Below are 26,757 nucleotides of genomic sequence, written 5' to 3'. Positions count from 1 at the left end.
TCCCTTGAAATGTTTACTTTTGAAAATTTGACTTAAGATTTAAGCAATAAAAAATTTAACAAAACAATTTTAAAACATCCTTCTAGCGAAGGGTGGGTTTTTTTGTAACTAAAGAAACAGAGTTTTCACTTTTTTTAAAAAAAGTGAAACAAAAAACTTTTAATATTCACAACAAAGCAAAAATACTAATTTTTTTAAATAAATTTAAGATTTTTTAGATCATTAAGATATAATAAAAATACCAAGCACAAAAGTATTGCACTTGGTATTTTATTTTAGGAACACAAAATAGTTTTGTAACTATTTTGTGTTTTTAACTATACCACACCGATTAAAATCAAACTTAACGCATAAACTATCCAATTAAAATAAAATGGATAATTTGATTTTGGTGGTTTATTTTCTTTTTCAAGTTCTTTTTTCTTATTATTTTCTAAGAATATTCTTCTCTCTGTTTGATTCATTTTTTTAGCTCTATATTCAATTCTACTTTTATTACTTGAACTAATACCTGTCTTCATTTTTTCTATAGTTCTCTCTAAAAAGCCTCATTTAAAGAGTAAAATGAATAAAACAAGTGCAAATGTAACAATTCCTGAAGCAGTTACTGCATTATTTCATTTTGTTATAGTATCTTTTACACTAAGTGTTGAATATGTAAAGATCGAGAAGTATATAACTAAATAAATTAAACTTATTATATAAAAACGAAGAGAAGTAAAGTTTGCGACGCTTTGACTTTTAAAGCGTGATCATAAAATATTTAATTTATTTTTCATAATTATTTAATTTTGAAGATCTTTTTACCTAATTTTACTCAATCTGCGACTATTTCGTCAATAAAATCAAATCCTTCTTGATAGAATTTATTATCGTTTAAATCAACACCAACTGATTTAAGAATATTAATTGGGTAATCCCTACCACCAGCGCTTAAAAAGTTATCAATATAATTATTAAGTGCTTTTTTACCATGTTGTTTGTATTTTTTAAAGAAATATAGTGCAACTAATTGCCCTATAGCGTACTTATAAACGTAAAATCCATAGTAGTAATGTGGTACATAAATTGAATTAATTGTACTTGAAGTTGAGTATTTTAATTTGTTTGCATTATATTTTTTAGCGTTTTCAAAGTAAATTTTACTAATTGAGTCATAACTTCCAGAAACTTTTCCGTCTCAAATGCCTTTGTACAAATCATATTCGTAATTTGCTCATAAAACTTGTTTGTGTACTGTACCAATGAAATTATCAATTAAAGCGCCTAAAACTTGGAATTTTAATTTATCATTTTTTGAATTTTTTAATAAGTGATCTGTTAGCATTAATTCATTGTAAATTGAAGCGATTTCAGCTAAGAAAATTGGGTATTGGGAATTGACCAAACTATTTCTTGTGTCTGAGAAGTATGAGTGCATTGAGTGACCTAATTCGTGAACTAATGTTTCAACACTACGTAATGATCCTTCAAAGTTCATTGAAATATATTTTTTATCAATTCCGTAAGTACCACCAATACTGTAAGCTCCACCACGTTTGGTGTCTGTAGGCATATAATCAACTCAATTTTCACTTAACGCTTTATTAATTTGTTCATTATATTCATCACCAAAAGGCATAAGTGATTCTCTTGCTAATTCCACCATTTCATCGACAGTGTATTCAGTTTTAACATTAACTAAATCACGCATTGAGTCTCATTTTTGCATTTTTGAACCGAATTTAGCTTGGTAAAATCTTTTGTGTCAGTTACGGTATTTTTGCACCATGTCTTTACTTCGAGAAACTTGTTCAAATAATTTATTTAATAATTCATCTGTCATTTTGTCATCTTTAGTTAACATATCAGTAGCAGATTTAAATTTTCTAATTTTAGCTTCTGTAACGATTTCTTTAAAGTGTTGGAACAAAACTTCAGCAAGTGAATCTTTGTGATTTTCATATGCTTTTCAGAAGTTTTTGTATGATTCCTTTCTAACATTTTCATCTTTGTTTTTACCAAATTGACGGTAGTTAGTTGGATTTAATTTAACTTTCTTTTTACCTAAATGAACATAACCGTAGTCTAATTCGCTATTTGTAAGAATGCTAAATACTTTATGTGGGTCTGGTTGACCATAAGCTGATTCTATTAAATATTCTTCAACTTTATCGTCTAATTTATGGTTATAATCTTCAATTTGATCTTCTAGATGACGTTTATAGTCCGCTAATCTGGGATCGTTTTTTCACTCTTTTATTTTTTCAATATTTTTATAAAAACGGTTGGTTTCTGAACCAAATTCAATGTTTAATTTGTTAAAACGAACTTTTAATTCTGACTCTAATTTTAAAATTTCTGGGTTAACTAAATCTTCATTTAATTTATTTGAAAGATAGTTTTCTACTTTAAATTCTAATAATGTTTGTTGTTCCGATTTTTTAACGTCTTTAATATACGATTCTAAGTTATCATATTTAGAATCTTTATTTTGAATTCTTTCACGATATACAGTTTCGTATTCATCGATTAATTCTTCAATTTTTTTACCTTTAAGTAAGTCTTCTAAATCTCAGGTATATTTTTTCGGTATATCTGTGTGTTTTTTAAATTGTTTTGCTTTCATTATTTCTCCATTTTATTAATATCACTAAAACTAATCTTATATGCATCTTTTTCTTTTGTATTTTTAATATAATTAAAATTTAAAATATTACTTTTTCAGATGATAGATCACTAGATACTAAAATATTTTTATTTATTTAATTTCTTTTATTTTTTGAACAATATCTATTTTTATCGTTTATTGTATCTATATTTGTGTTTGTTTCGATAAAATTAAATTCCGGTTGATTTTATTTTATTAAAAGATCATTTCATGTACTATATAATAATAGATTTAAACAATAAAATAAAAGATTTAATTTATTATTTTTATTACCATCTAGTACTAAATTAAGATCTATATATTAAATTTGTTTAAAACACAAAAATATATCTCTGTCTCAATTAATATTTTTGTATAAAAATCGTTTTTGTTTATTGAAAAGCGATTATTTTTCAATAGATTTTCAAAAAGAATGTAAGTTAATATAATATTCTTCATTTTAGAAATTATTATTAAAATTTTTATTTTGTTTCTTGGTCTCAAAGTATATTTTCATTTATTTTAGACTAAAATAATTATACTATATAAATTTTATAAAAAATTAAGACAATCATTATTCATACATTGTATTTGGTTGAATTTATGCTACTATAATAGAAAAACTTATGGAATAAAATTAACTCTTAATAAAAATTAACATCCATTTTTTGATGTTAATTTTTGAAATTTAATTAGCATATTTTGCTACTTTGTTCATTCTTTAACTTGTTCTTTAGTTCCTAGAACATAGTGGTTTTTGTCTTCGATTTGTTGAACATATGGAATGTTAGGGAACACTTGATCTTTCATATATGAAAGTTCGAATTTAACTCCCTTGAATTTTTCATTTGCATTCGAAATTTTTGGAATAGCTTTAAATAAATTAATTGTGTATGGGTGTAATGGTTTTTTGTAAATTTCTTCAGTTTTACCCGATTCAACAATTTTACCTAAGTGCATAATTTGAACTCTATCAGCAATATATTCAATCATAGATAAATCGTGAGCGATGAAGATCATACCAATGTTTTTCTCTCTACATAGGTCTTTTAATAAGTTAACAACTTGGGCTTGAATTGAGATATCAAGTGATGCTATTGGCTCATCGGCAACAATAACTTTTGGTTCTGTGATTAAAGCACGAGCAATAACAATCCTTTGCCTTTGGCCTCCACTAAATTCATGTGGATAACGATAAGCAAATTGTTTTAATAAACCGACATCTTCTAGACTCTTATAAATAGCAACCCTTGTTAATAATTTATTTAATTTAAATAATTTATAAGGTAATGTTGCTTTTTCTAAAACGTATGAATATCACTTATTTTTTGATAATAATTCAAATTTAGAAATCCCCATTAGTATATATATATTATTTAAATCTTTATTTAAATATTTTGACTCTATATAGAATGAATTATTACTATTCCATTTCGTTTCAACATTTGTTTGATAAACTTTAAGTTCAACTTGATGTTGTTTAATTTTATCCTTAATTTTTTCGATTTGTAACTTATTTTTATTATCAACTTTGGATAAATTATCTTTTAATTTTTTAACTGTATTTTCATGATAGTACTTAACAAATTGTTTATGTATTTGATTAAATTTACTATCATATATTTTCTCTTGATCTTTAATCTCTTTGAGAAGTAATTCTTGTTGTTGAATTTCATCGTTTATTTTTAAAATTCTATTTTTATACTCAATAACATATTTAGATAATTCATCATCAGCCACTTTTTTAGCTTCTAAATATTCTTTTTTAGATTCTTCAAGTTCATTAATTTTTTCTTTGAATTCAAATTCTTTTTTAGGAGAAACAAAGAAATTTTTAATTGTGCTTTTTAAACTTGAATATAATTCTTTAAACGATTCCTTAACACTTTTAAAAGTATCTTGTTTTATTTTTGCTGAAGTTTCTAAATATTGTTTAATATCTAGTTTAAATTCATCATTAATAAAAGTGCGTATTTTATTTTTATATTTTGATAAAGAATCAAAGTCGTATGGTTCAAATTTTAAATAATTTACGAAAAATTCTCTAGAATCATCTTCAATTTGATAAATCAACTCTTGTAATGATTCGTAGTTTAAAAATGCTAATTTAGATCTATTTTTTTTAAATAATTTATATACATGTCTATTCAATTCATATAATTTAATTTTATATGCAAAAATATCTATGTAAGGACTTGAATAAGCTTCGTTAAATAGTAATTTAGCTTCATTTTTTAATTCGCTGGCAAGATTTTTAGTAGAATTATTAGAATCAACATAAACTTCCCTTGCGGTTGCTAAATTTTCCTTAAATTTAACTCAATTCTCTTTAGTTAAATTTTTATATTTATAATAGGACTCTGTTTTTTTTGTTAATTGTTTTGCTAAAATAAATCTATTTTTAGCTTTTTTAAGATTTTCTTCATCGAAATCTATTTCTTCATTTCTAAAATTTAATTGTTTGCTTTTATAAAAATTTAAAAGTTTTTCTGTATTTGCATATAGACTATTTATTATTTTTGAATTAATTTTATTTTTTTCATCTAAATATGAAAAATATGAATTATATAAATCATCATAAGAATCGTTTGCTTGATCCTTAAATTCAATTTTATCTAGTCTTTTAGATCATTTTTTCATGAAAGGACTAGATAGGTTAGTATTTATTTTTAAATTCTCAAGTTTTAATTTAAGAGAATATTCTAAAAAAGTGTAATGGAAATTATTTTTAATTTCGCTTCAATCAATTCTAATATCCTTGATTTTATTTTTGATAATTCCATTAACAACAAGTGGTTCTTTTAAAATAGAAAAAATTGTATTTTGTCCATTTAATGAAGCCATTGGGTCCTGAAAAATCATTTGAATATTTTTATGTAAAAACTTATTTGTTTTACGTGTTATTTTCTTACCCGAAATTAATTTACCATCTAAACGAACGAAACCGTTAAAATCATCATATAAACGTAATAATGAACGACCAATAGTTGTTTTACCAGAACCTGATTCACCAATTAAACCTACTATTTCACCTTCTTTAAGGTCAAAAGAAACATCATCGACAGCTTTATTAACAATATTTTTATTTCTAAAAAACTTTTTTAAGTTATGAATTTCTAAAATCGATCTATTATTTTCTTTCATCTGAAAATACCTTTCTAAAATGGTTTAATCTAGTTTCTAATTCTTCGCTTAGTTTAACTTTTGGCGCGTCTGGATGTAAAAGTCATGTTGCGGCTCAATGCCCTTGGCTAACTTCAAATAATGGTGGTTCTTTTATAAAGTCTAATTCAACTGCATAGTCGTTTCTCGGAGCAAAAGAATCTCCTAAAGGTAAATTATTCATATCAGGAGGTGTTCCTTTTATTGAATAAAGTCTATCGTCTTTATTTTCTGGTATAGCAGAAATTAATGCTCATGTATAAGGGTGTCTTGGGTCAGTAAAAATATCTTTTTTACTTCCTCTTTCAACTATTTTTCCAGCATACATTACATAAATATAATCACAAAATTTCGCGACAACAGAAATATTATGGCTAATAAGTATAATAGAAATATCCATTGTGCTACGTATATCTTCAAATAAGGCTAAAACTGACGCTTGGACCGTTGGGTCTAAAGCGGTAGTAGGTTCATCAGCAATAATTAAACTTGGTTTAAGTGCTACAACCATAGTAATAACTACACGTTGTTTCATTCCTCCGCTTAATGTGTGTGGATACATATCAAAGACCTGTTCAGCACCGTTTATACCAAATTTAACCAATAAGTCTACTAAGTATTTTCTTTTCTCGGAATAAGGCTTATTCTTTCAATCTTCATTTTTGTTTAAAGCGTCTATTAATTGTTTTCCAATTTTACGTGTTGGATTTAAAGATGTAAGCGGGTCTTGTGGAATATAACCAATTTTATGCCCACGTATTGTTTGTCAGAATTTTTCTTTTTTACTTTGTGTTAAATCAATTCCTTCGATTTCCATTTTTTCACTTGAAATAACTGCATTCTCATTAATGTTCAAAAATGATTTTGATGTAACAGTTTTTCCAGAGCCTGATTCACCAACAATACCAATTATCTCACCTTTATTTAGTTCAATATCAACACCACGTACTATTGTTATGAATTTATTTCTTCTTAATTTAAAACTTACTCTTAAATCTTTTATATCTAATAATTTTTCTTTCATAATTTTACCTATTTTGCTCTAATAACTTTTGGATCAAGAGCATCGTGCACTCCTAATGCTATAAAGTGTAATGATACTGATATTGATAATAGAATTAATGATGGTAGCAATAATACCCAAATATTTAATCCTGCTTCTGATGGTGCTTGAGAAATAATTTGACCTAAATTAATATCTGATTCTGCTTTAAAGAATCCTAAGAATGCTAATGATGATATTGATAATATAATTGATGGAATAGACTCAACAAATCCTGTTGCAATTTTACCTATAATTGTTGGTAATGCATGTCTATAAATTAATCTTGCTTTTGAAGCTCCAACAGATTTTGAAGCCTTAATAAATTCCGAATCTTTTACAGTTATAATAAATAATCTTGTTCTACCTACAGAACCAACTCAACCAATAAAAATTAATGCAAAACCTAATGTTAAATCTGTTGTACCAAATAAAGAAACAAATAATAGTAATCAAATAAGTGTTGGCGGAGCTGAAAAAATGTCAATAATACGCATGATTATTGTATCAATTTGACTTCCCACATGAAAACCTAAGTAAGAACCTATAGCGACACCAATAATTGTTTGAATTGTTGCTACAATAATTGCTAATCTAACAGCTTTTCAAGTACCTACTCATGACTGGGTCCAAATATCTACCCCACTAGTTTTTGTTCCTAAAATAGTATTTAAAAATATTTGTGGGTTAGCATCTAAAGCTTGTTTATATAATTCTTGATATTGTTCTATAGTTAGATTGTTTGGTATGTTCGAATAGTTAAACACAATAAATGCACTATCAATTTTAAATAATTTATATGCATCGATATAACCTTCACCATTAATTGTTTTAAAAGTATTTTCTTTTAAGAATAGATCTCCAAAGAAACCGTTAAAAAATTTAGAATCGCGATAACCATTAACAGTATTTCTATAAAGATCTTGACTAATTGTATCCCCTAATTTAACATAATGATCAGAGTATAAAGGAGGTATAGAACTATCAAATGATGAACCTGAATTTGTTGCTTGTCCAACTTTATCACCAATTAAATTTAATTGTATTTTAGAAATACTTTCTGTCGCGCTATATTGTGAATTTACTGTAACTATAATTGAAATTAAAAAGACAACCAAGAATACTATTAAAAACAAAACTGAAGGTCAACTCATAAAAAATCTTTTCAAAATTTCAATTAAGATTTTTTTAGGTTTACCAGCTACGTTTGTGAAAACATTTGTATTTTTAGAAAATTCAAATGGATTTTCGATTCCGTTTAAAGAAACTTTATATTTTGATTCAAACTCTTTAGTTGTCATTTCTAACTCCTTTCATTTCTAATAAATTCTTTTTAAATTCTTTATTTCTAGTTAAAGTTCTTTTAAGGAGAACTAAATTACTTTGGTTCGAACCTGAATTGTACTTAATTCTAGGATCTAATACAGTATATGATACGTCAACTAAAATAGATGTAAATATACCTAATGCTGTGAAAAATAATGTATTAAACATAATAATATTAATTTCACCTGTTGGGAATGCTTGTGCAAGAACTTGTGAAGTTCCTGGAACTGCTCAATATAGCTCTATAACAATACCACCACTAAGAAGTCCAATATATGATGGTATCAATAAAGCAGCAAGTGGTATAGAAATATTTCTTAAAACATGTTTAAAGAATATTTCTGATTTACTTAAACCTTTTGATTTGGCAATCAATACATGATTTGAAGTTAAAACAGTAATAATTTGATTTCTTGTATATGTTATATAAACTGATAAAGAACCCAAAGTAATAATCGCAATTGGTGGTAATCATGATAAAAAGATTTCGCCACTTGTATGTTCAGTATCTGTTGGTAATAAGAATTTTGGTGTTACGCCAAATTTAAGTAAAATACTAATCAAAATTGGAGCAATAATAAATGATGGTAGTGCTATAAATAACAACGAAAACGCATTAATAGCAGTGTCAAAAATTGTTCCACGTTTGTATCCAGAAATAATCCCAAGAGCTATACCAATAATTGCACTTACTACGAATGCTGGTATTGTTATTATTACTGAATATCTTAAATATTTAAAAAATATTTGAGGTATTGAGTTAGCTGAAAATCTCGTAAAGATTGTTTCTTCAAACGGCAATCCAAACGGATGATCTGAATTGGTAAATAAATCATTAATTCAATAACCAAAACGAGCTACTGGATTTAATTTATATGTCATTCATTCATTTGCATGTAGATTATACTTACCTGCTCAATCAGATGGTAAGAAATGATATTTGACCGATTGCTCATATAATTGTATTAATTTTTCTACCGAACCACTTGATCCTGCTCCATCAGCTTGTCCAATTGCCTTTTGAGCAAATGGGTTTTCACTAAATTGAGCTACTAATAGAAATACTACAACTAAAATAATTAGCAGAGTCAATATTGCAAATCCGATACGTTTTAATATATAATTTGTCATTTTTTCCTTTGCTTATTTTAAAACACAAACAATTAACCACAAATTGGTTAATTGTTTTTTATATGTAATTTATTATTTAACTATTCTAATTTTTGTTAAATCAACATAATTTAATTGATCAACTGGTGAAATATAGTTAGTATTTAAAATTGTTGTAACAAATGAATTTTTAGTTACTGTTGTTGCTAATTTAACAATTGTTCCTTGTTGGTTAGTAAATTCTCTTGCTAATTCTAATAATTCTTTCTTTGTAAAGTGATCAGATGATGTGTCACCATTATTTAATCATGAGAAGAATTGAGCCGATATTGTGTAACCATCTTTGTATTTTTTAGAACTTAAATCTTGCTCTGTTAAATTAACTAATTGACCTTGTTCATCAAATTTTTGAGTTCCTAGTAAATCAGAAAGTTGGTCCATTTGTGCATTTGTTAATAATTTAACTTTACTTGGGATAATTGAAAGTGCAATTGTATTTTTATTATGTTTTAAAAAATCACCTAATTTTTTTGCAGCTTTAACAATCGTTGGGTATGATGCTTCTAATTTTGCTTTATAATCACTATCGCCTAACACACTCATTAAGATTGGGAAAGCTTTACCCATTCCTCATGATAATCCATCAATTCCTGAACCAATTGATTTATAATCATATCCTCATCCTGCAGTATGAACTGGTGAAGATGATTTTAATCAATATGAATAAAAGTCGCTATCACTAAGTTCTTCGACATATGTTGCTTTTAATCTTGAATCTAATTGGTTGATTGTATCAATTTGACCTTTAACTATTTCGATATATGTTTGTGGATAATTTTTATATCTTTTTAATAATTTAAATTCAACATTTTGACCTTTGAGCGTTGGGTGTTCTTCATAGAATTTATCAAGCAACGCTTTCATTCTTTTTTGTAATTCAGCAAATGCTCCTGATTTATATTTGTCATTATCAGAAATACCGATGATTGTAGATTCACTAGGTTCTAATTCGTTTCCAATTGTGCCACCTAAATCTACTTTTTGATTTGTTTGATTATCTACAACAAAAAGTGTAGAAAGTAATTCTCAATTATATCTAGGACTATTATTTGTTGCACTTTTATCGCTCGCATCACTGTTAATTGCTGAGTCGGGTGCTAATGTTGATAACCATGGAACAGCTTCTTCTGTAGGTGACATAACTGTTGTTATGTGAGATCAGTTAACAGCTGCTGTTAATATATTTCTAAATTCTTCGGCAATTCCAGTTGTTGTATATTCTAAAACATTTGTAGCAGTACCTGCTTCAATTTCAGAAAGTGAGTGGCCCCATACAAGTTGTGAATATACTTCGTTAACATAAGAATTAGCGCCATCACTATCTTTTGCACGAGGCACTAAAGTTGAAAATATATTTCCAATACTATGATCTGCGTTTAATGATTGTTGTTTATTAACACCAAATAATTTTGGATTTTCATTAACTTCTTTTTTACTTGATTCTGGTAAATTTGAATATGAAATAGTAGAAACTAAACCAGCTTTATAAGCGTTAAATTGATCAATTTCAAATTGTTTACCTTCTTTAGTTTGTTGAACATAAACACTTCTAAATTCTTTAACTGTTGTAGGATCATTATAATATGATTCCAAAGCATAGTGATTGTTAATTTTGTATGTGGCTGTATAGTTGTCACCATTATATCCTTCGTAGTAATATTTACCTGAATATAAAGTTGAATTTTCGTTGAAACCATATCAGTAAATACCTGATTTTTGAGCTAAATCTGTAGCTGCTTTAATTTGAGTCATTTTTTGCTCTTTTTCAGGTTGTTGAACTGTTGAATCTGTAGCAAAATCAGGAAGAGTTGCGCCTTGATTTACAGCATTAATATAAGCACTAGGCGCAGGTGCATATTCGTATGAACCAACAAAGTTGTTTGTAAATCATTCATAAACTAAAGCATCATCGCCACTTGTTGTAACATTAAAGTAACTTCTATTATCTTTGTTTGTTACTGTTTTTTCTTCGTTTAATAAGTTTTCTATACTAATTTTGTATAAATCGAATAAATATGAGTTTGAATAAGTATCTTTTTCTTCGAATAATTTAGCTCCATTTTTTGTATATAAAGCTTTTGATGCAGCATCCAGATCAGATGAACCACCGTGTGAACGTCTATATGAAGTATCATTTGACATATATGTTCTTAAAAATCCTAAATAATAATCTTCTGCACTCATTTTATACTGTGTAGCTTCACCTTTATTATTTACTCAATAAACATTATCTCTAATTCTTAATGAAACTTTTGTAGCTTTTTTAAGCTTATCGAAGAAGTTTTGTGAGTTAATTGAATTTTCGTTTGCACTTGTTTTTTGTACTCACATTGAAGAGTATAAATTATTTTCTAAATCAGGTTTTGGAATAATTTCTGCTTCATCACTATCAAAAGTATATTCGTGACCATCTACTGTTAAAACAACAGCATCAGCAACGTTCAATTCGTATGATCATGTTGATGGTCTAGTAATTTTTCTAGTTGTTTTTGTTATTGTTCCAAATGCATCTCTTTCTACTTCTTCTGAATATTCAGCTTTTCCTTCATTTTTCACTTCAACCAATTTTCCAAATGTTGTATCTTCATTTGATAATGAATACCCACCATAAGAACTACTTAAATCAAAACGTGATCTACTATACGAAAAAGGTGAATTAATATTTGTTGAATAAATTCCATTTCTTGCTAAAATATTGAAATTATTTGAAAATGATACTCCTCCTTTATTTTCTTGACTGCTTGTACTTGAATTGCTTTCTGAGGTTCCACAAGCAACCGCTAGTCCTAGGGTAGATAAACTAGCTAAAGAACCCATTAATAAATATTTTCTTTTCATTTTATTTCCTTTATATGATATATATTTTTATTAAATATGAAAAAAGCTTTGTATAGGCTATATAACCATACAAAACTTTTTTATTATTTTTCAATAATTTAAAGAAATGTAAGTCTATAGCACCAATGGTTAAACCAAAGAGTAGAAATCTTTTATGCTTTTCTACCAACTAACTTAATCGCCATTAAGCAAGTTTCGGCCACTATATCCTTTCATCAATATCAATGCTTGCCAGCTCAATTGATTACTAATATTAGTAGCTCCTCTATAGACATAACAGATTTCAATTTATACATTAAAATCTGTTATGCATACATAATTAGTACAACAAAATTTTAATGATAAAACTAACGAATGCGAATAATATTAATATTCATAATTTCGTTAATAATAATCATAAAGTCTCATTGTAACGCTTTTTTCATACCATTATTATACACGTAAAATAATTTTTTAAAAGTTTTTTTACAATTTAAAAAAGTTATTTTTTAACTAAAAAGTTATTTTTTCAATAATAAAAAGGGCCTACACCCTTTTTAGTTTAGAAACCAAAACCGCCGAAACCACCAGTTTTTTTGAAACTTTTAGCCATTTCACTCATTTGCTTAACCATAGAATCAAAGTCACTTAAAAGTTTATTAAATTCTTGGGGTGTTCTACCAGAACCTTTCAATATTCTTTCTTTTCTAGAAGCTTGTCTAAGTAACCTTGGATTATTTCTTTCTTTTTTAGTCATTGATGAAATTAAAATTTGAAATACTCTCATTTTTTCTTCGGCTTTTTCAACTTGATCTTCATTTACTCTCGAAGATAAATTTCCTGGAAGCATTTTAAGTATTTTTGAAAATTTACCTAAATTTTTTACTTGTTTAATTTGCTCCATTAGATCGTCTAGAGTAAAACTTCCTGATAAAATCTTTTTAACCATGTTAGTCATTTTATCTTGATCGATGTTATCTTGAGCATGTTCGATCAATGACATAACATCACCCATTCCTAAAATTCTATCTGCCATACGTTCTGGATAAAATAAATCTAAATTACCAATTTTTTCTCCGGTACCTGTAAAACGAATTGGTAAATTAAGAATATATCTTAATGAAAACGCTGCACCACCTCTAGCATCAGAATCTAATTTAGTTATTATAGAACCTGTTAATTTTAATTTTTCATGGAATGTTTTTGCTACATTTATTATATCTTGGCCACTTAATGAATCCGCAACAAAGAAAATTTCATCTGGATGTGCAATTTTCTTAACTTCTTGTAATTCATTCATTAAAGGCTCATCAATAGAAAGACGACCCGCTGTATCTAGAATAATTAAATCGTTATCATTTTCTTTAGCGTGTTTTAGAGCATTTGCAACAATTTCCGAAACAGGATTATTAACCCCTTGTTCATAAAAGTCAGCTTGTATACTTTTAGCAAGAGTGACTAATTGTTCCACTGCTGCTGGTCTATAAATATCCGCAGCAACAACTAATGGCTTTTGAATATGTTTTTTCTTTCTAAAATAATAAGCTAATTTTGCAGTTGCTGTAGTTTTACCAGAACCTTGTAAACCACACATCATTATAATATATGGTTTTTTTTCTATTTTAAACTCTTGAACTTTATTACCTAAAATAGAAACCAATTCTTCATGTAAAATTTTAATAAATTGTTGAGAAGGATTTAATTTTCCAATCAACTCTTGATCAAGAACTTTTTGTTTAACGTTCTTTATGAATTCTTTTACAACTTGCAAGTTAACATCGGCTTCTAACAACGCCATTTTTATTTCTCTTGTAACTGCTACTAAATCGGCTTCATCTAACTTTATTTTTTTAGACACTTTTTCAAGTGCTTTTTGCATTCTTTTTTCTAAAAATCCTACCATGTTTTAATTATACCATTTAGATGTTATATTTTATGTTATTAATTTAGTTAGTTGATATGTATATTTTTTGCTTGTTAAGATAAACTAACAATAAATAGCGAAAATACATAAGACCTTAATTTGAATAATAATGTGTTTAAATTATTATTTGTAAATTAGCATTAATTATCATTAAACCCATATAAATGAACATTAATAAAAAATATTTGCTTTAAATTTTTATACAAAAACGAAAACTTTAATACCTTGATATTGAACTTAAAAATATGCCTTTTTAATGTATAATTTAATATATGATTGAATTAAAAGTAGAATATAAAGAAAGAATAGATAAATATATCTCAAATAATACAAACATTTCACGTAATGATATTAAAATTTTAATTGATGAACATGCTATTTTAGTAGACGATGTTGCCATCAATAAACCTAAATTTGTAGTTAGAGAAGATCAAGTAATTAAAATAATGAAGGTTATTGATAAAGAAATTAATATTGAACCGGAACAAATGGAACTTGATATAGTATATGACGATGAATATATTTCTGTTATAGATAAACCAAGTGGACTAGTTGTTCATCCATCTCCTGGACACCCAAACGGAACATTAGTAAATGGATTATTGTATCATTTTAAAAATAATCTTTCAAATGAAAGTGGAGTTTTGAGACCTGGTATCGTCCACAGAATCGATAAAGATACTAGTGGTTTATTAATAATAGCTAAAAATAATCAAGTACACCAATTATTGGCAGAAAAATTTGCTAATCACGAAATAAATAGAAAATATATAGCAATTTGTGATGGAATTATTGAAAATAAAAAATTAAAATTAGACCTTCCAATTGGTAGAAGTGCTAATGATAGACAAAAAATGGCAATAACAAATACTAATTCAAAACACGCAATTACTTGAGTTGAAAAATTATCAACTTTCTACATTGATAAAATGCCTAAAACACTAGTTAAGTGCGAATTAGAAACAGGTAGAACACACCAAATTAGAGTACATTTAAAATACATTGGAAATCCAATTTACGGCGACCCTGTCTATGGTAAAAAAGTAGATGATTTCGGACAAAGATTACATGCTTATAAACTAGAATTTATGCATCCTATTACACAAAAGAAAATTGAATTATTTTCAAAAACCCCAAAAGAATTTAATGCATCATCATTCGACTTTGATGAATTCTTAAAAAGCGAAAGGACACTATAATGTTTAATCAAAATTGAAATGAGAAATATAAAAACATCAAAACAACCGATGAATTATGAAAACACGAAAAAAAAGATTTTAGAATTTATTTTATTTTGTACACTTTAGCAATAACATTGTTAAGTTTAATATGATTTAGTTGGTTTATAATATTATTAGTTTCAAAAGAACAATACTTATTATTAATAAGCGAGTCAATTAAAAATAATAAACAACTTGGAGAACCAATAGCTTACTATAATAGCGAGCTAATTCAACAAACTTTTTATACAATATCATTAATAGCTATGAATGTTTCATACATTATGTCAGTATTTAAGAGCTATAAAAACAAAAACTTTAAACATATTAGTTCATGAGTACAATTAATATATTATGGATTAGCAATTTGAAAAATAATTGGTTTTATTGTTTCGATAACACAAAATGCTTTTGCTACTATAGGTAATAATTATTTATCAATAATTTCATTAATTTTTAATATATTATCTTTAGTGATATTTATGGTAATTATCTTCTTCTTGCATGGTAAATTAAATAAAATACAAAGAGCATTCAAGTATATTGAATATGTAAAAACAATGGAAGAATATCAAAAAGCATTTATGGAAAACATAAGAAGTAACAATCCTTTTGGGCCTTCTTCGTTTAATGCAACTAATTCATCTGAAGAAGAAAAAAATTCCAATAATAGAAATTCACATTCTAAAGATGACTATACAAATTCAGAAAATTACAAGAAAATTATCGAACTACCAAGAGAACAATTAAATGATATTGCTAAGAAATTAAATATTTTCGGCTATGAAGATATGGAAAAAGAAGAATTAGCCAAACTAATTTATAATATAACTAAAAAATAAAAATTATTAAAAACATCATAACAGTTGATTATGATGTTTTTAATATAAATTTTAATTAGCTTATTGGTTTACTTCTGTTAATTTTTTAGCATCTTCTAATTTAACACTAAAGAAACTTGTAACACCTCTTCTTTGCATTGTTGCACCGAATAAGCTATCTACTCTTGCCATTGTTCCGGTTCTATGAGTAATAACTAAGAATTGAGTTTGTTCTTTTAGTTTTTGTAAATATTCTGCATATCTAACAACATTAGACTCATCTAAAGCTGCTTCAACCTCATCTAAAATACAAAGAGGAAGTGGTCTTGCTTTAAGTATTGCAAACAATAATGAAATAGCAATTAAAGCTTTTTCACCACCTGAAAATAGTTTTAAATTTTTAACTGTTTTTCCAGGAGGTTGTGCAAAGATGCTAATTCCACTTTCTAAAATATTTTTAGGATCAATAAATTCTACATATGCTTTTCCACCACCTAACATTGAACGGAAAACTGCATCCATTTCAACATTAACGTCATCAACAATTTTAGTTAAACGATTGATAATATTATTATCTAAGTCCTTTATAGCTTCTATTAAAATATTTTTAGCTTCTTTAACTTCGTTATAGTTGCTTGTATATTCATCGAATCTTTTTTCAAGTTCTTCTAACTCAACTATAGAATTTAAGTTTACATTACCAATTTCTTCAATTTCATGTCTTAAATCATAAACCAATTCTTTTGCAGCTTCAACAGACATTGTTAATGGAAAATTATTTTTAGCATTTTCTAAAGTAATTGAGTAAAATGAACCTAATCTATCTTTGTGTATGTTGAATAAGTTTTCTGCTTTTGCTTTTGCTTTTTCCTTTTCTAAGAAAGAATTAAGTAATGTATTCAACATTTTTTGGGTTCTTTTTCTAACTTCTTCTATCGAAACTATATCAGCATTAATTTTATTTCTAATTTTTGATTTTGTTTCAATATCAAAATTAACTATTTTTAGCTCGTTTTCAAGCTCTATAAGTTTAGTTTCTGCAGAAACATTACCTTCTACAACTTTTTGAGTTTTGTTTAAATCCGAAAATTCAATTGTTGATTTGTATTTTTTTAACTTTTCAACTTCTTTTTGAATTTCAACTCTCATTAATGATTCACGAGTATCAAGAGAATTATGTTTAGTTTGTTCACTTTCGATTAATTGAATTAAATTATCTTTTTCTTTTCTTAAGTTTTCAACAACTTGTTTGTGTCCAGGTATGATTTCTTTTAACTGATTAATTTGCCCGTCTAAACCAATTAAATCACTTGCGATATCCTTGGTTCCACCGTGCATAACACCGCCCACTCTGATGATATCACCTTCTTTTGTAACAACCATATATTTTTTCTCAACTAAATTAGAAATTTGAGTTGCAACTTTAATATCTGAAACAACAATGATATTACCTAATAGAAATTCATTTAAAACTCTATACTTATCATCAATAGTAACTAAATCTTTAGCTAAGCCAATAAATCCAGGATTATTACGTAGAACTAATAAATAATCGTCTCTTACACTTTTTCCTTTTATAGACGCCAAAGGAATAAAAGTAGCTCTTCCACCTTCGTTTGCTTTAAGATAATTAATAGCCTTAACAGCAACATCAGAATTTTCAACAACAATATTTTGTGCCGCTGCTTTTAAAATAACATCTATTGCCGGAATAAATTCTTGTTCAACTGTAAATAATTCACTAACTAACCCTATATAACCCCTAAAAACATGCTTGTTTTGAACAATATTTTTAGTTCCTTGGTGTAGGTTAGTTTGTTTATTTTTCTTTTCAACAAGTAATTTTAATCTTGTTTCAATAGAAATAATTTGATTTGTAGTGTTATTTATTTTACGTTCATAATCATTGAATTTTCTACGGTATTCATCGATAAGGTCAAATGCTTCTTTTTTTTCTTTTACAACAGAATTATAACTATCTTCAAGATATTTAATTTTCTTTTCAGCTATTGTTGCTTCTTCAATAACCGCTTGAATTCTTTCTTCTTCATTAAAGTTACCTTGACCATTTACTTTCATTTCTCTAATAAGATTATTTTCTGTTATTGTTTTATCAATAATTTGAATTTCTGTAGAAAGAGCTTCTTTTTTACTTGTTAAAGTATTAATCTCTTCTTCTAATTCAACAACTTCATCTCTTTTACTTGATATTTTTTCTTCTGATTCTTGGATTTCTTTATTATAAGATAATTTAGTTTCTTCAACCCCAACTAATTCTTCAGATAAGTCTAAATATATCTTTTCATTTCGTTCGATTTCATGTGCTAAATAACCAATTTCTACCGAACGTAATTCATCAACTTTTTCTTTGTACTTTTTAGCTTTTTCAGCAGCTTCTCTTAAAGGTTTTAGTTGTCTATCCATTTCTTTAATTTTGGCTTCTAAAATATCGAGAGAACGCTCAGAACTATCCAATTTTAAAGTAGCTTCGTGCTTACGTAATTTATATTTAGAAACACCAGCGGCTTCTTCAAAAATTCTTCTTCTTTCTTCTTCTGAAGAATTTGCGATATCAGAGACAGTCCCTTGAGAAATAATAGCAAGCGAACTTTTACCAATACCAGTTTCCATAGCTAAAGCTTTAATTTCTTTATGTAAAGCCTTTTGATCGTTAATAAAATATTCGTTAATACCTTTTCCACGTTCAAGAGAACGAGTAATTTTAATATACTCACTTTGAATAGAACTTTCACCTTTTCTATTATCAAATGTAAGAGATACAGTTGCTTTTTGCATAGGTTGAACTGTTTTAGAACCCGCAAAAATTACATCTTGCATGGAATCTCCACGCAATTCTTTTGAACTTTGTTCACCTAAAACTCAACGTATAGCATCATTAATATTACTTTTACCAGAACCATTAGGACCAACAATCCCAGCAACACCACCATCAAAACGCAAAACAATTGGGTCTGCGAATGATTTGAACCCATGTGCTTCAAATTTAATTAATTTCATTTTTCTCCTAATATTTATATAGCTTTTTTAAAGCATCCCTAGCAGCTTCGGTTTCAGCTCTTTTCTTAGAACTTCCAGAACCAACGCCATAAACAATACCATCTTTTATAGCTTTTGCCACAAAAATTTTATCATTTTCTTCCCTAGTTTCATAAGTAATATTTCTTTTATCTATGTTTTGGAAATATTCTTGCAATTGTGTTTTAGGATCTTTTTCGGTTGTAAACATTAAATTTTCATCTGTGACTAATTTTTCATTACTATTTACAACTTTATGCTCCATATTTTCTTTAATTAAATGTTCAAAAATAAAATTACTTGCAAATTCTATTCCTAAATCAATATAAATAGCTCCTACTATAGCTTCAAAAGTATCTGCCTTAACTTTTAATGAATTCTTAACCTCTTCTTCCATTCTACCATTACCGGTTCTTAAAATGTTGATTAATTTCATTTTATCTGAAGCTTTAGCCAAGGTTTTAGTATTAACTATGTCAGCTCTCAATCTTGTTAATTCTCCTTGACTTAAATTTTTAAAATTTTTAAAAATTAAATCTGATGTGTACAGTTGTAAAAAAGCATCTCCTAAAAATTCTAATCTCTCATAATTTGTTTTTTTTGTTTCATCTTTAGGATCGAAAGATTTATGTGTAGTTGCTAAAATGTAATGATGAATTTCATTAGGAACATAATAAAAATTTTTGATAAATCATTTAATTAATTTTTTAGCATATGATTCTGAAATTTTTAAATTATAATCGTTTTTTAATCCTTTTATAAAAGGTAATAATTTAGCTAATATTTGCTCGTTTTTTACTTTATCTATTTTATTAACTTCCATATTTAACCTTTTAAATGAGACATTAAATCAAACTCTAATGCATTTTTCATATTGTTTAGCGCCACTAAAACGGCTTTTCGATCGCTAGCACCGTGAATTTTAATTGCAGGAGCATTAACTCCAATAACTCATGCTGACGCAATATTTCTATAGTCGAAGGTTTTAGCAACTTTTTTAAATGCTCCTTTCATTAATAAAGCACCAATTTTGCTAATAAAACTACGTTGAACATGAATTTTTAACGCATCTTTAAAAGTTAACAATGCACCTTCATAACTTTTAGTAACTAAATTACCGCCATAACCGTCCGTCAAGGCAATTTGATATTTACCTTGCAATAATTCTCTAGGTTCTGAAAATCCAATATAATTAAAATTTTCGTTTTTTAATAATTCATGTGCATCTCTTAAAATTTGAGTACCCTTATATTCTTCAACACCTATATTTAATAAAGTAATTTTAGGCTCTTCAACTTTGTACATAACTTTATAAAACCTATTAGCTAATTTTGCTCATTCAAGGTAATATTCTGGTTTAGCTTCCAAACTTGCACCTATATCCAACATTAATAATATTTCATTTCTTATAGAATAAGCCATACCCATGAAAGCAGGTCTAGAAATATTTTCAAGTCTTTTCAACTTGAAAGTTAAGGAAGCTAAATAAGAACCACTATCACCACCTGAAATAATACCTTGAGCAATATTATTTCTAACTAAATCGATTGCTTCATTAATAGAAATATTTTCACGCATCACTTGACGTATATCTCTTGGGTTAGCTGATTTTATGTTATTTTGATAAATTTTGATGTTTTTAGGTAATAAACTAATATCTATGTTTTTAAAATCACCGACCAAGTGTATTTCAGTATCTGGATTATCTTTAACAAATATTTTTGAACCTTCTAAAGCTTCAATAGAACCAAAATCTAATCCATTTGCATCCAAAGCTATTTTGTATTTAAATTCCATGCTATTCGACTCCTATTAAATAAGAATAATTAGGTTGGCTACCATCAATAACTTGAACTTCAACTTCATAATTAGATTCAATATAATTACTTAATTCATTAGCTTCATTAATATTACCGTCTTCTCCGTAATAAATACTTACAAGTTGACTATCATCTTGAATCATTCTAGACACTAAATCTCTTAATGAATTTGTTATGTTTTTGCTAGAATTTACAATTCTACCATTTAATATTGTTAAATAATCATCTACTTTAACTTTTATACCATTTATCTTAGTGTTTCTAACTGCTTTTGTTATTTCCCCTGTTGAAACCAATTCAATCGATTCTTCCATTAATTCTTTATTATCTTCAGCGCTTGTTTCTGGGTTGAAATTTAAAATGGCACTCAAACCCTGAATTTGTGTTTTTGTTGGTATAACTATAATGTTTTTATCACGAACAACTTGAGCGGCTTGTTGAGCAACTAAAATAACATTTGAATTATTAGGCAAAATAAACACTGTATCAGCATTAACCGAATTAATAGCGTTAATTAAATCTTGAGCAGAAGGATTTTGGGTTTGTCCTGATTCCACAACAAAATCAGTACCTAAATCTTTCATTCTCTGAATAATTCCTGAACCTAAATTGCATGAGACAACTCCACATAAATTTCTTTTAGAATTTTCTAAATTACTTTTTATCACCTTAGCATTTTCTCTAGAACCATTCGCTTGAAGTGTCATATTTTCTGATTTTATTTTAATAAATTCACCAAATTCTTGAACAAAATTAAGCATATCTCCAGGTTTAACAGTATGACCATGAACCTTCAAAATATTATCATCATTTACAACTACTAAAGAATTAGCTATCATTTCAAGTTTCTTTGTAAAAGACTCTTTATCAAAATCTTTTGGTTTATCCAAATCAACTAAAACCTCTGTGCAATAACCAAATTCACCGTTGTAAACTTCTTCGCTACTTAAAAAAACATTTACATTTTCATTTTCTTCTAATTTAACTGGTCTACCATTAAAATATTCATTTACCCCTCAGAATATTTTAAACAAACCTTCTCCACCACTATCAGTTACTCCAACTTCACGTAAGGTCTTAAGTTTATTAGGAGTTTCGTCACAACTTTCGCGCATAAATTTTAAAAGTTTTGATCAAAATTCATTAATTGTAACTCTACTACTATCAAAACGATAAAACTCTCTTTCTAAATCTTCTGTTGTTTCCCTGATAACAGTAAGCATTGTACCTTCAACAGGTTTAAAAACCGATTTATATGCAGCTTCCGTTGCACCTCTAAAAGCTTTTAATAATGAGTCTAAATTTAATGTTTTTTTATTTTTACACGCTTCTGCAAATCCTTTAAAAATTTGACTTAAAATTACACCAGAATTACCTCTTGCTGCAAATAACATGCTATGAGCTAATTCCTTAGTAACAGTAGCGATGTCAATATTTTTATCATATGAATTTAAAAGTTCGATTGCACCGTAAGCAGTTGAAGACATATTAGTCCCGGTATCTCCATCAGGAACAGGAAAAACATTCATAGCATCAATTTGATTTTTTGCATTTTGGAGTGCAGTTGCACCTGAAATGATAGCCTGTGCAAATTCATATCCGGTTAAATTAATTGTTTTTTTACTCATTATTTAACTCCTTTAACTATTATTATTAATTTATCTAACGAGATTTTATTTTTTTTAAAAGTCCTTTGTACTCTTTTATACAAATCAGTATTTAATGAGTTAACATTTACACCTTCTAAAATAGTTATAGCTAACTTAAAATTAAAAACATTTGGAGTACTTTCATAAGCAAAAATACGGTCGATTAGTTCTACATTATCATCGTCAATATCTTTTGTAATTCTTTCATCATTTGATAATTCATGAATTGCATGAATACCAGGAATTGAAGTGATTATTTTAAAAAATAATTCGCTTGCTTGTTTTATTTTCACTTAAAACCTCTATTCTAGTATATAAAAATAAGTACTTATTTAAGTATTAGTTATATTTTACAACATTATTAGTTTTTTAGTAAAATTTAATTCTAGTAAAATATTAATGTAAAAAGGAGTTTTTATGCCTATTAGCATTAAATTTGGAATAGTTTTAGAAGTGAAACAAATAGAAGAAAATGGATTTATAGTTTCATTTTTTACACGCAAAGGTATGTTAAGACTTTTTGCTCAAGGACTAAATAAAATTTCTTCAAAAAATAGAGCTAATTTAATACCAGGTTCAATTGTAGAAATTGAATATTTTCCAAGTCGATTAAAAGATAAAATTGGCCGTCTAAAAAAAGTGACAATTACTCATTTTTTTGACATAACAAACAAGAAAAAAAATAGTTCATTTTTAAGAATAAAAAATATATTTTTAAACTTTAATTTTCCGAATCATTTATTTGATTCATACAAGGATTATTTTGACAAATTTAACGTTGAAAACTCCAATAAATTCGTTACTTTTATCTACGTTCAAAGTACCGTTTATTTTGGTATTGTTCCAATTTTTAATAAATGTAGAATTTGTGGTTCAAGGAAAAATTTAATTGATTTTCAAGCATCAGAAGGCGGTTTTATTTGTAATAAACACGGTCATATCTATATAAAAACTAATTTGGAACTTAATGCTTATTGATCTTTATTTCATAATTTTGACAAATACTTACAAATTGCAGATTATAATTTAGACAGAAAAATCAGATCAGAATTTTATGTTTTAATCAAAGAATCAGGACACATTATATAAAAATAAGTTAACACCAAAAGTGTTAACTAATATTTTAAATATTTATTTAACTTGTTAAACATTTCTGTTTCTTCACTATAACTATTTTTATATTTTTTGGTATATATATTATATGTTTTTAAATCAATTAATTTATCTTTTAACATTAATTCTAAATAATATGCAATAATCCCTTCGTTAAAAAAATATTCATCCTTATTATATAAATTAATTACTTCTGTTAATTCATTATAAATATCTTTTTTTAATTGTTCTGGATAATTATATAACTTAGAATTTTCTTTAAACTCTTCTTTATCCACAATTTGTAAATCTCTATTAGGATAACTTTTAATATCTAAATCATAATCGATAAATTTAATTGTATTATCTTCAAAAATGGGTCTTGAAGCTAAATTTGTATAATATGAATAGCCTAATTTTCTTTTGATTAATACAATAGTGTTATATAAACTTTCTTTAGGAAAGAACCAAATGGCGTCTTCCTTGTATTTTCAACCCTTATAATTTTTAGAAGTCTCTACAACCCTAGTTCCCTTTAACGAAAGAACTATATGCCTTTTATTATGAAAAATTATTTTAGCATTAGATCATTGACGATATAATTTTCCGTTATGTTTATATGCTTGAATATTAACCATTTGTCCAATTTGGATTTTACTAAAGTCTCATTTCATTAAGTGTATTCCTCTATTTTTGTTCTGTTATTTTCATCTTTTATCACTTTATATTTAGATAATGTAGTGTTTGTTGTACTAGATCTTTGTGATGATACTCATCTTTGTTCTGGTAATGTTATTTGTTCGCTATTCAATTCATCTTCTTCTACGATACCGTTTTTATTTAAATCAGTTCATAAATAAATTAGAGAATTATTTTTAATATTGACAAACTCTTTTGTTATATATTGAAAATAATTTTTATTTTCTGGATATAAACGATTTGCTATTTGATTTTCTCTATCTTTGGTATTTTTGTTAGTATTTGGATCTATCAATGTTGCTCCTTGATCAAAATCCTTATGACCAAAGAAATTGAATAAATCATAATATTCAATACCGATTGTTTTGTAAATTTGATTATTAGAATCTTTAAGTACTATACCACTAACATTTTTGTTATCTAAAAATCCAGTAAATTTTATTGTTTTTGCTTTTGCTTCATCAATTGAAACTCCATTAGAAGCAACTCATTCAAAATCATTATCGAAATAAATTTGAGAAATTGTTTTACCATAACCCATTGTTTTTAAAAATAATTTATAAAAATCTTCTGACCTACTTTTAGTTTTATATTCAGGTAATTGACCAATAAGATATCTTCCGTTATAATTAACTCCTGTTTTTTCGGTATATTTAAAAGTTGAAATATCAAAAACCGAAGTAGGATACATTATAGCACTTAATCTTGGCTCGCCAGTATTAGGGTCTATTTTACCATCTTGAAACATGTATTGTCTTCTAAAGGAATCAAAATTATTCAAAAACACTTTACTTCAATCATCAGCATTTGCTGAAGGTGAAAAAATTAAAGTTTTATCCTTATTATCTTCTTTGTAAGAATGAAGACCAAATCAACCAATACTTGATTTATTTGTAAATCTATTTTCATATGCTTCGTTTACATGATTCATATTAAAGTACGCTTCATAAGCAAATTTTAAATATTCTCTAGGTAAAAGTTCAGTCAACGAATAATAATATTTAATTTTAGAATAATCTAATTTAAAAGATTCGCTTGGAGAGTATGATAAATTAACATAATTTTCTGGATTTTTAAGATATTGTGGACCTGTTTTCGAATTAGAAATATTTCATAAATCGTTTGCAGAAAGTTTTCTATACATAAAACTTAATTCTGTTCTAAGAGCTAAATCAGGACCACCAAATAGAGATAAAGTTTCATAATCTATAAAACCTTTTTTGTCTACATCATAGTTTAATAAGTTGTAAAATTTATTTGTAAAAAATGCATTTCAATATTGTCTTGAACCATGGGTATGATTATCTTTAGAATTTGAATTAGGATCATAATAAATATCAATTCTTTTTTTATCATCGATATCATCGGTTGTGCTTGTAACTTCAATCTCAGGATCACTAAGCAAACCTGTTTCAGCATATGATGTAGCTCAATGATGAATATACTCATGGAAAACAGTAGGCATAATTCCGCCTATTCTTTGATATTCGTTAAAAGATTGTTCGCTTAAAATAGATCCATTAATATAAATGGTTTTTGTAGAAGGTATATAAAGTCCGTTTGCGTTTTTACCAATGATTTTAAAATCATTGATGTTAATACCATCAAGATCAAAAACTTCTGTACCAAATGGTATTTTTCTCTTAAACTCTTGGGCTAATTTAACTATTCCGCTTTTTCCTAGTAAATATCTATGATCATTTTGATTTGTATAATATGAAAAATCTCTAAAAAATATTTTTGTATAAGGATCTTGATATTCGTAGTAAAAACGTCCATCATTTGTCTTCATTTCCTTTATATCATCCAAGCTATCAATAGAGGTATCATTTAATTTAACCAAATCGTTATATAATTCTTCACTAGAAAGTGAATCTCCATATGATGCTTCATTTTTTAAAATAGGGAATAAATTAATATCGATAAGCTTTCTAGTTGAAGGTTCATTTTCTTTATTATCTTTTTGCTCGTTCTTTGAATTTTCCTCGTTTATTTTGTGATTATCAGAATCATCACTCAAATCTGTTGGTATTTCGTCTATTGGTTTATTTTGGTTGTCGTTTTCAGAAATAACATCATTATTAGATGTATTATCATTCGAAACATTTGCGGTGTCAGTATTATTATTTGTATCTTTTGGAGCTTGATCAAATCCGTTATTTGCATCAAAAGTATTTGAAGTTCCATCGTTTTTTATTACGATTCCAGAGTCAGTTTTTGTAGTTTCTTTTGAATCATTCTTACCAAATAAAAAATCGATCGGCTCGCAACTTATTGTTAATAAAATTGGTGAAATTAACAATGAACTAGCTGCAATTTTTTTGATTAATGATAACTTATTTTTCATCTT

18 protein-coding genes and 1 riboswitch are annotated in these 26,757 nt (G+C 26.7%); of the genes, 3 read left to right on the top strand and 15 right to left on the bottom strand.

The genetic code is table 4. From position 1 onward, the window contains the following. Nucleotides 1–317: 317 nt before the first annotated feature. From JXZ92_RS03060 to ffh, 8 genes are all read right to left on the bottom strand, one after another. Nucleotides 318–779 (bottom strand): hypothetical protein, encoded by a 462-nt coding sequence (locus JXZ92_RS03060; protein ID WP_205852304.1) that lies wholly within the window; start codon nucleotides 777–779, stop codon nucleotides 318–320. A gap of 2 nt (nucleotides 780–781) precedes the next feature. Next, nucleotides 782–2,608 (bottom strand): oligoendopeptidase F, encoded by a 1,827-nt coding sequence (gene pepF / locus JXZ92_RS03055; protein WP_205852303.1) that lies wholly within the window; start codon nucleotides 2,606–2,608, stop codon nucleotides 782–784. Nucleotides 2,609–3,334: 726 nt separating this feature from the next. Next, entirely contained in the window at nucleotides 3,335–5,773 is a 2,439-nt protein-coding gene (locus tag JXZ92_RS04265; protein ID WP_205852302.1) for an ATP-binding cassette domain-containing protein, read from the bottom strand. Then, entirely contained in the window at nucleotides 5,760–6,815 is a 1,056-nt protein-coding gene (locus tag JXZ92_RS03045; RefSeq protein WP_205852301.1) for an ABC transporter ATP-binding protein, read from the bottom strand. Before JXZ92_RS03045 ends, JXZ92_RS04265 begins: the two co-directional genes overlap by 14 nt. 8 nt (nucleotides 6,816–6,823) lie before the next feature. Continuing rightward, nucleotides 6,824–8,134 carry an ABC transporter permease gene (locus JXZ92_RS04260; RefSeq protein WP_205852300.1) on the bottom strand — a complete coding sequence of 437 codons (1,311 nt, stop codon included), beginning with the start codon at nucleotides 8,132–8,134 and terminating at the stop codon, nucleotides 6,824–6,826. Beyond that, nucleotides 8,124–9,290 (bottom strand): ABC transporter permease, encoded by a 1,167-nt coding sequence (locus JXZ92_RS03035; protein ID WP_205852299.1) that lies wholly within the window; start codon nucleotides 9,288–9,290, stop codon nucleotides 8,124–8,126. Before JXZ92_RS03035 ends, JXZ92_RS04260 begins: the two co-directional genes overlap by 11 nt. Nucleotides 9,291–9,362: 72 nt before the next feature. Continuing rightward, nucleotides 9,363–12,167: an OppA family ABC transporter substrate-binding lipoprotein gene (locus JXZ92_RS03030; protein ID WP_205852298.1), complete on the bottom strand. Its 2,805-nt coding sequence runs from the start codon at nucleotides 12,165–12,167 to the stop codon at nucleotides 9,363–9,365. A 109-nt stretch (nucleotides 12,168–12,276) separates the two neighbouring features. Continuing rightward, nucleotides 12,277–12,443, bottom strand: a riboswitch (Lysine riboswitch). A 265-nt stretch (nucleotides 12,444–12,708) separates the two neighbouring features. Further along, a complete protein-coding gene (gene ffh, locus JXZ92_RS03025) occupies nucleotides 12,709–14,049 on the bottom strand; it encodes a signal recognition particle protein (protein WP_205852297.1) in 1,341 nt (446 codons plus the stop codon). Between the two features lie 293 nt (nucleotides 14,050–14,342). On the opposite strand from ffh, the gene JXZ92_RS03020 reads away from it, so the two are divergent. Continuing rightward, nucleotides 14,343–15,269 (top strand): RluA family pseudouridine synthase, encoded by a 927-nt coding sequence (locus tag JXZ92_RS03020; RefSeq protein WP_205852296.1) that lies wholly within the window; start codon nucleotides 14,343–14,345, stop codon nucleotides 15,267–15,269. After that, nucleotides 15,269–16,132, top strand: coding sequence for a hypothetical protein (locus JXZ92_RS03015; protein WP_205852295.1), 864 nt, complete (start codon nucleotides 15,269–15,271; stop codon nucleotides 16,130–16,132). The genes JXZ92_RS03020 and JXZ92_RS03015 overlap by 1 nt, the downstream gene beginning before the upstream one ends. Nucleotides 16,133–16,192: 60 nt before the next feature. On the opposite strand, the gene JXZ92_RS03010 is transcribed toward JXZ92_RS03015, so the two are convergent. The 5 genes from JXZ92_RS03010 to JXZ92_RS02990 are packed head-to-tail and all read right to left on the bottom strand — an operon-like array spanning nucleotide 16,193 to nucleotide 22,909. After that, nucleotides 16,193–19,129 carry an AAA family ATPase gene (locus JXZ92_RS03010; protein WP_205852294.1) on the bottom strand — a complete coding sequence of 979 codons (2,937 nt, stop codon included), beginning with the start codon at nucleotides 19,127–19,129 and terminating at the stop codon, nucleotides 16,193–16,195. 7 nt (nucleotides 19,130–19,136) lie between these two features. Next, nucleotides 19,137–19,970, bottom strand: a complete 834-nt coding sequence (gene rnc, locus JXZ92_RS03005) for a ribonuclease III (protein WP_205852293.1) — start codon at nucleotides 19,968–19,970, stop codon at nucleotides 19,137–19,139. A 2-nt stretch (nucleotides 19,971–19,972) separates the two neighbouring features. Then, nucleotides 19,973–20,944 carry a phosphate acyltransferase PlsX gene (gene plsX / locus JXZ92_RS03000; RefSeq protein ID WP_205852292.1) on the bottom strand — a complete coding sequence of 324 codons (972 nt, stop codon included), beginning with the start codon at nucleotides 20,942–20,944 and terminating at the stop codon, nucleotides 19,973–19,975. Nucleotide 20,945: 1 nt separating this feature from the next. Then, entirely contained in the window at nucleotides 20,946–22,595 is a 1,650-nt protein-coding gene (locus tag JXZ92_RS02995; RefSeq protein WP_205852291.1) for a DAK2 domain-containing protein, read from the bottom strand. After that, nucleotides 22,595–22,909 carry a hypothetical protein gene (locus JXZ92_RS02990; protein WP_205852290.1) on the bottom strand — a complete coding sequence of 105 codons (315 nt, stop codon included), beginning with the start codon at nucleotides 22,907–22,909 and terminating at the stop codon, nucleotides 22,595–22,597. Before JXZ92_RS02990 ends, JXZ92_RS02995 begins: the two co-directional genes overlap by 1 nt. A 124-nt stretch (nucleotides 22,910–23,033) precedes the next feature. On the opposite strand from JXZ92_RS02990, the gene recO reads away from it, so the two are divergent. Then, nucleotides 23,034–23,705 carry a DNA repair protein RecO gene (recO, locus tag JXZ92_RS02985; RefSeq protein ID WP_205852289.1) on the top strand — a complete coding sequence of 224 codons (672 nt, stop codon included), beginning with the start codon at nucleotides 23,034–23,036 and terminating at the stop codon, nucleotides 23,703–23,705. A gap of 26 nt (nucleotides 23,706–23,731) precedes the next feature. On the opposite strand, the gene JXZ92_RS03880 is transcribed toward recO, so the two are convergent. Together JXZ92_RS03880 and JXZ92_RS02975 are read right to left on the bottom strand one after the other, a co-directional pair. Beyond that, nucleotides 23,732–24,382 (bottom strand): DUF402 domain-containing protein, encoded by a 651-nt coding sequence (locus tag JXZ92_RS03880; RefSeq protein ID WP_205852288.1) that lies wholly within the window; start codon nucleotides 24,380–24,382, stop codon nucleotides 23,732–23,734. Continuing rightward, the gene (locus JXZ92_RS02975; RefSeq protein ID WP_205852287.1) at nucleotides 24,382–26,754 is read right to left on the bottom strand and encodes an MYPU_1760 family metalloprotease; all 2,373 of its coding nucleotides are present in this window, start codon (nucleotides 26,752–26,754) and stop codon (nucleotides 24,382–24,384) included. Before JXZ92_RS02975 ends, JXZ92_RS03880 begins: the two co-directional genes overlap by 1 nt. Nucleotides 26,755–26,757 lie beyond the last annotated feature (3 nt).

This window comes from Mycoplasma sp. CSL10137 (assembly GCF_017116845.1).
GTDB lineage: Bacteria > Bacillota_I > Bacilli_A > Mycoplasmatales > Metamycoplasmataceae > Mycoplasmopsis.
The sequence above is the reverse complement of the archived record's forward strand: the minus strand, read 5'-3'. Positions and strand labels throughout refer to the sequence as shown.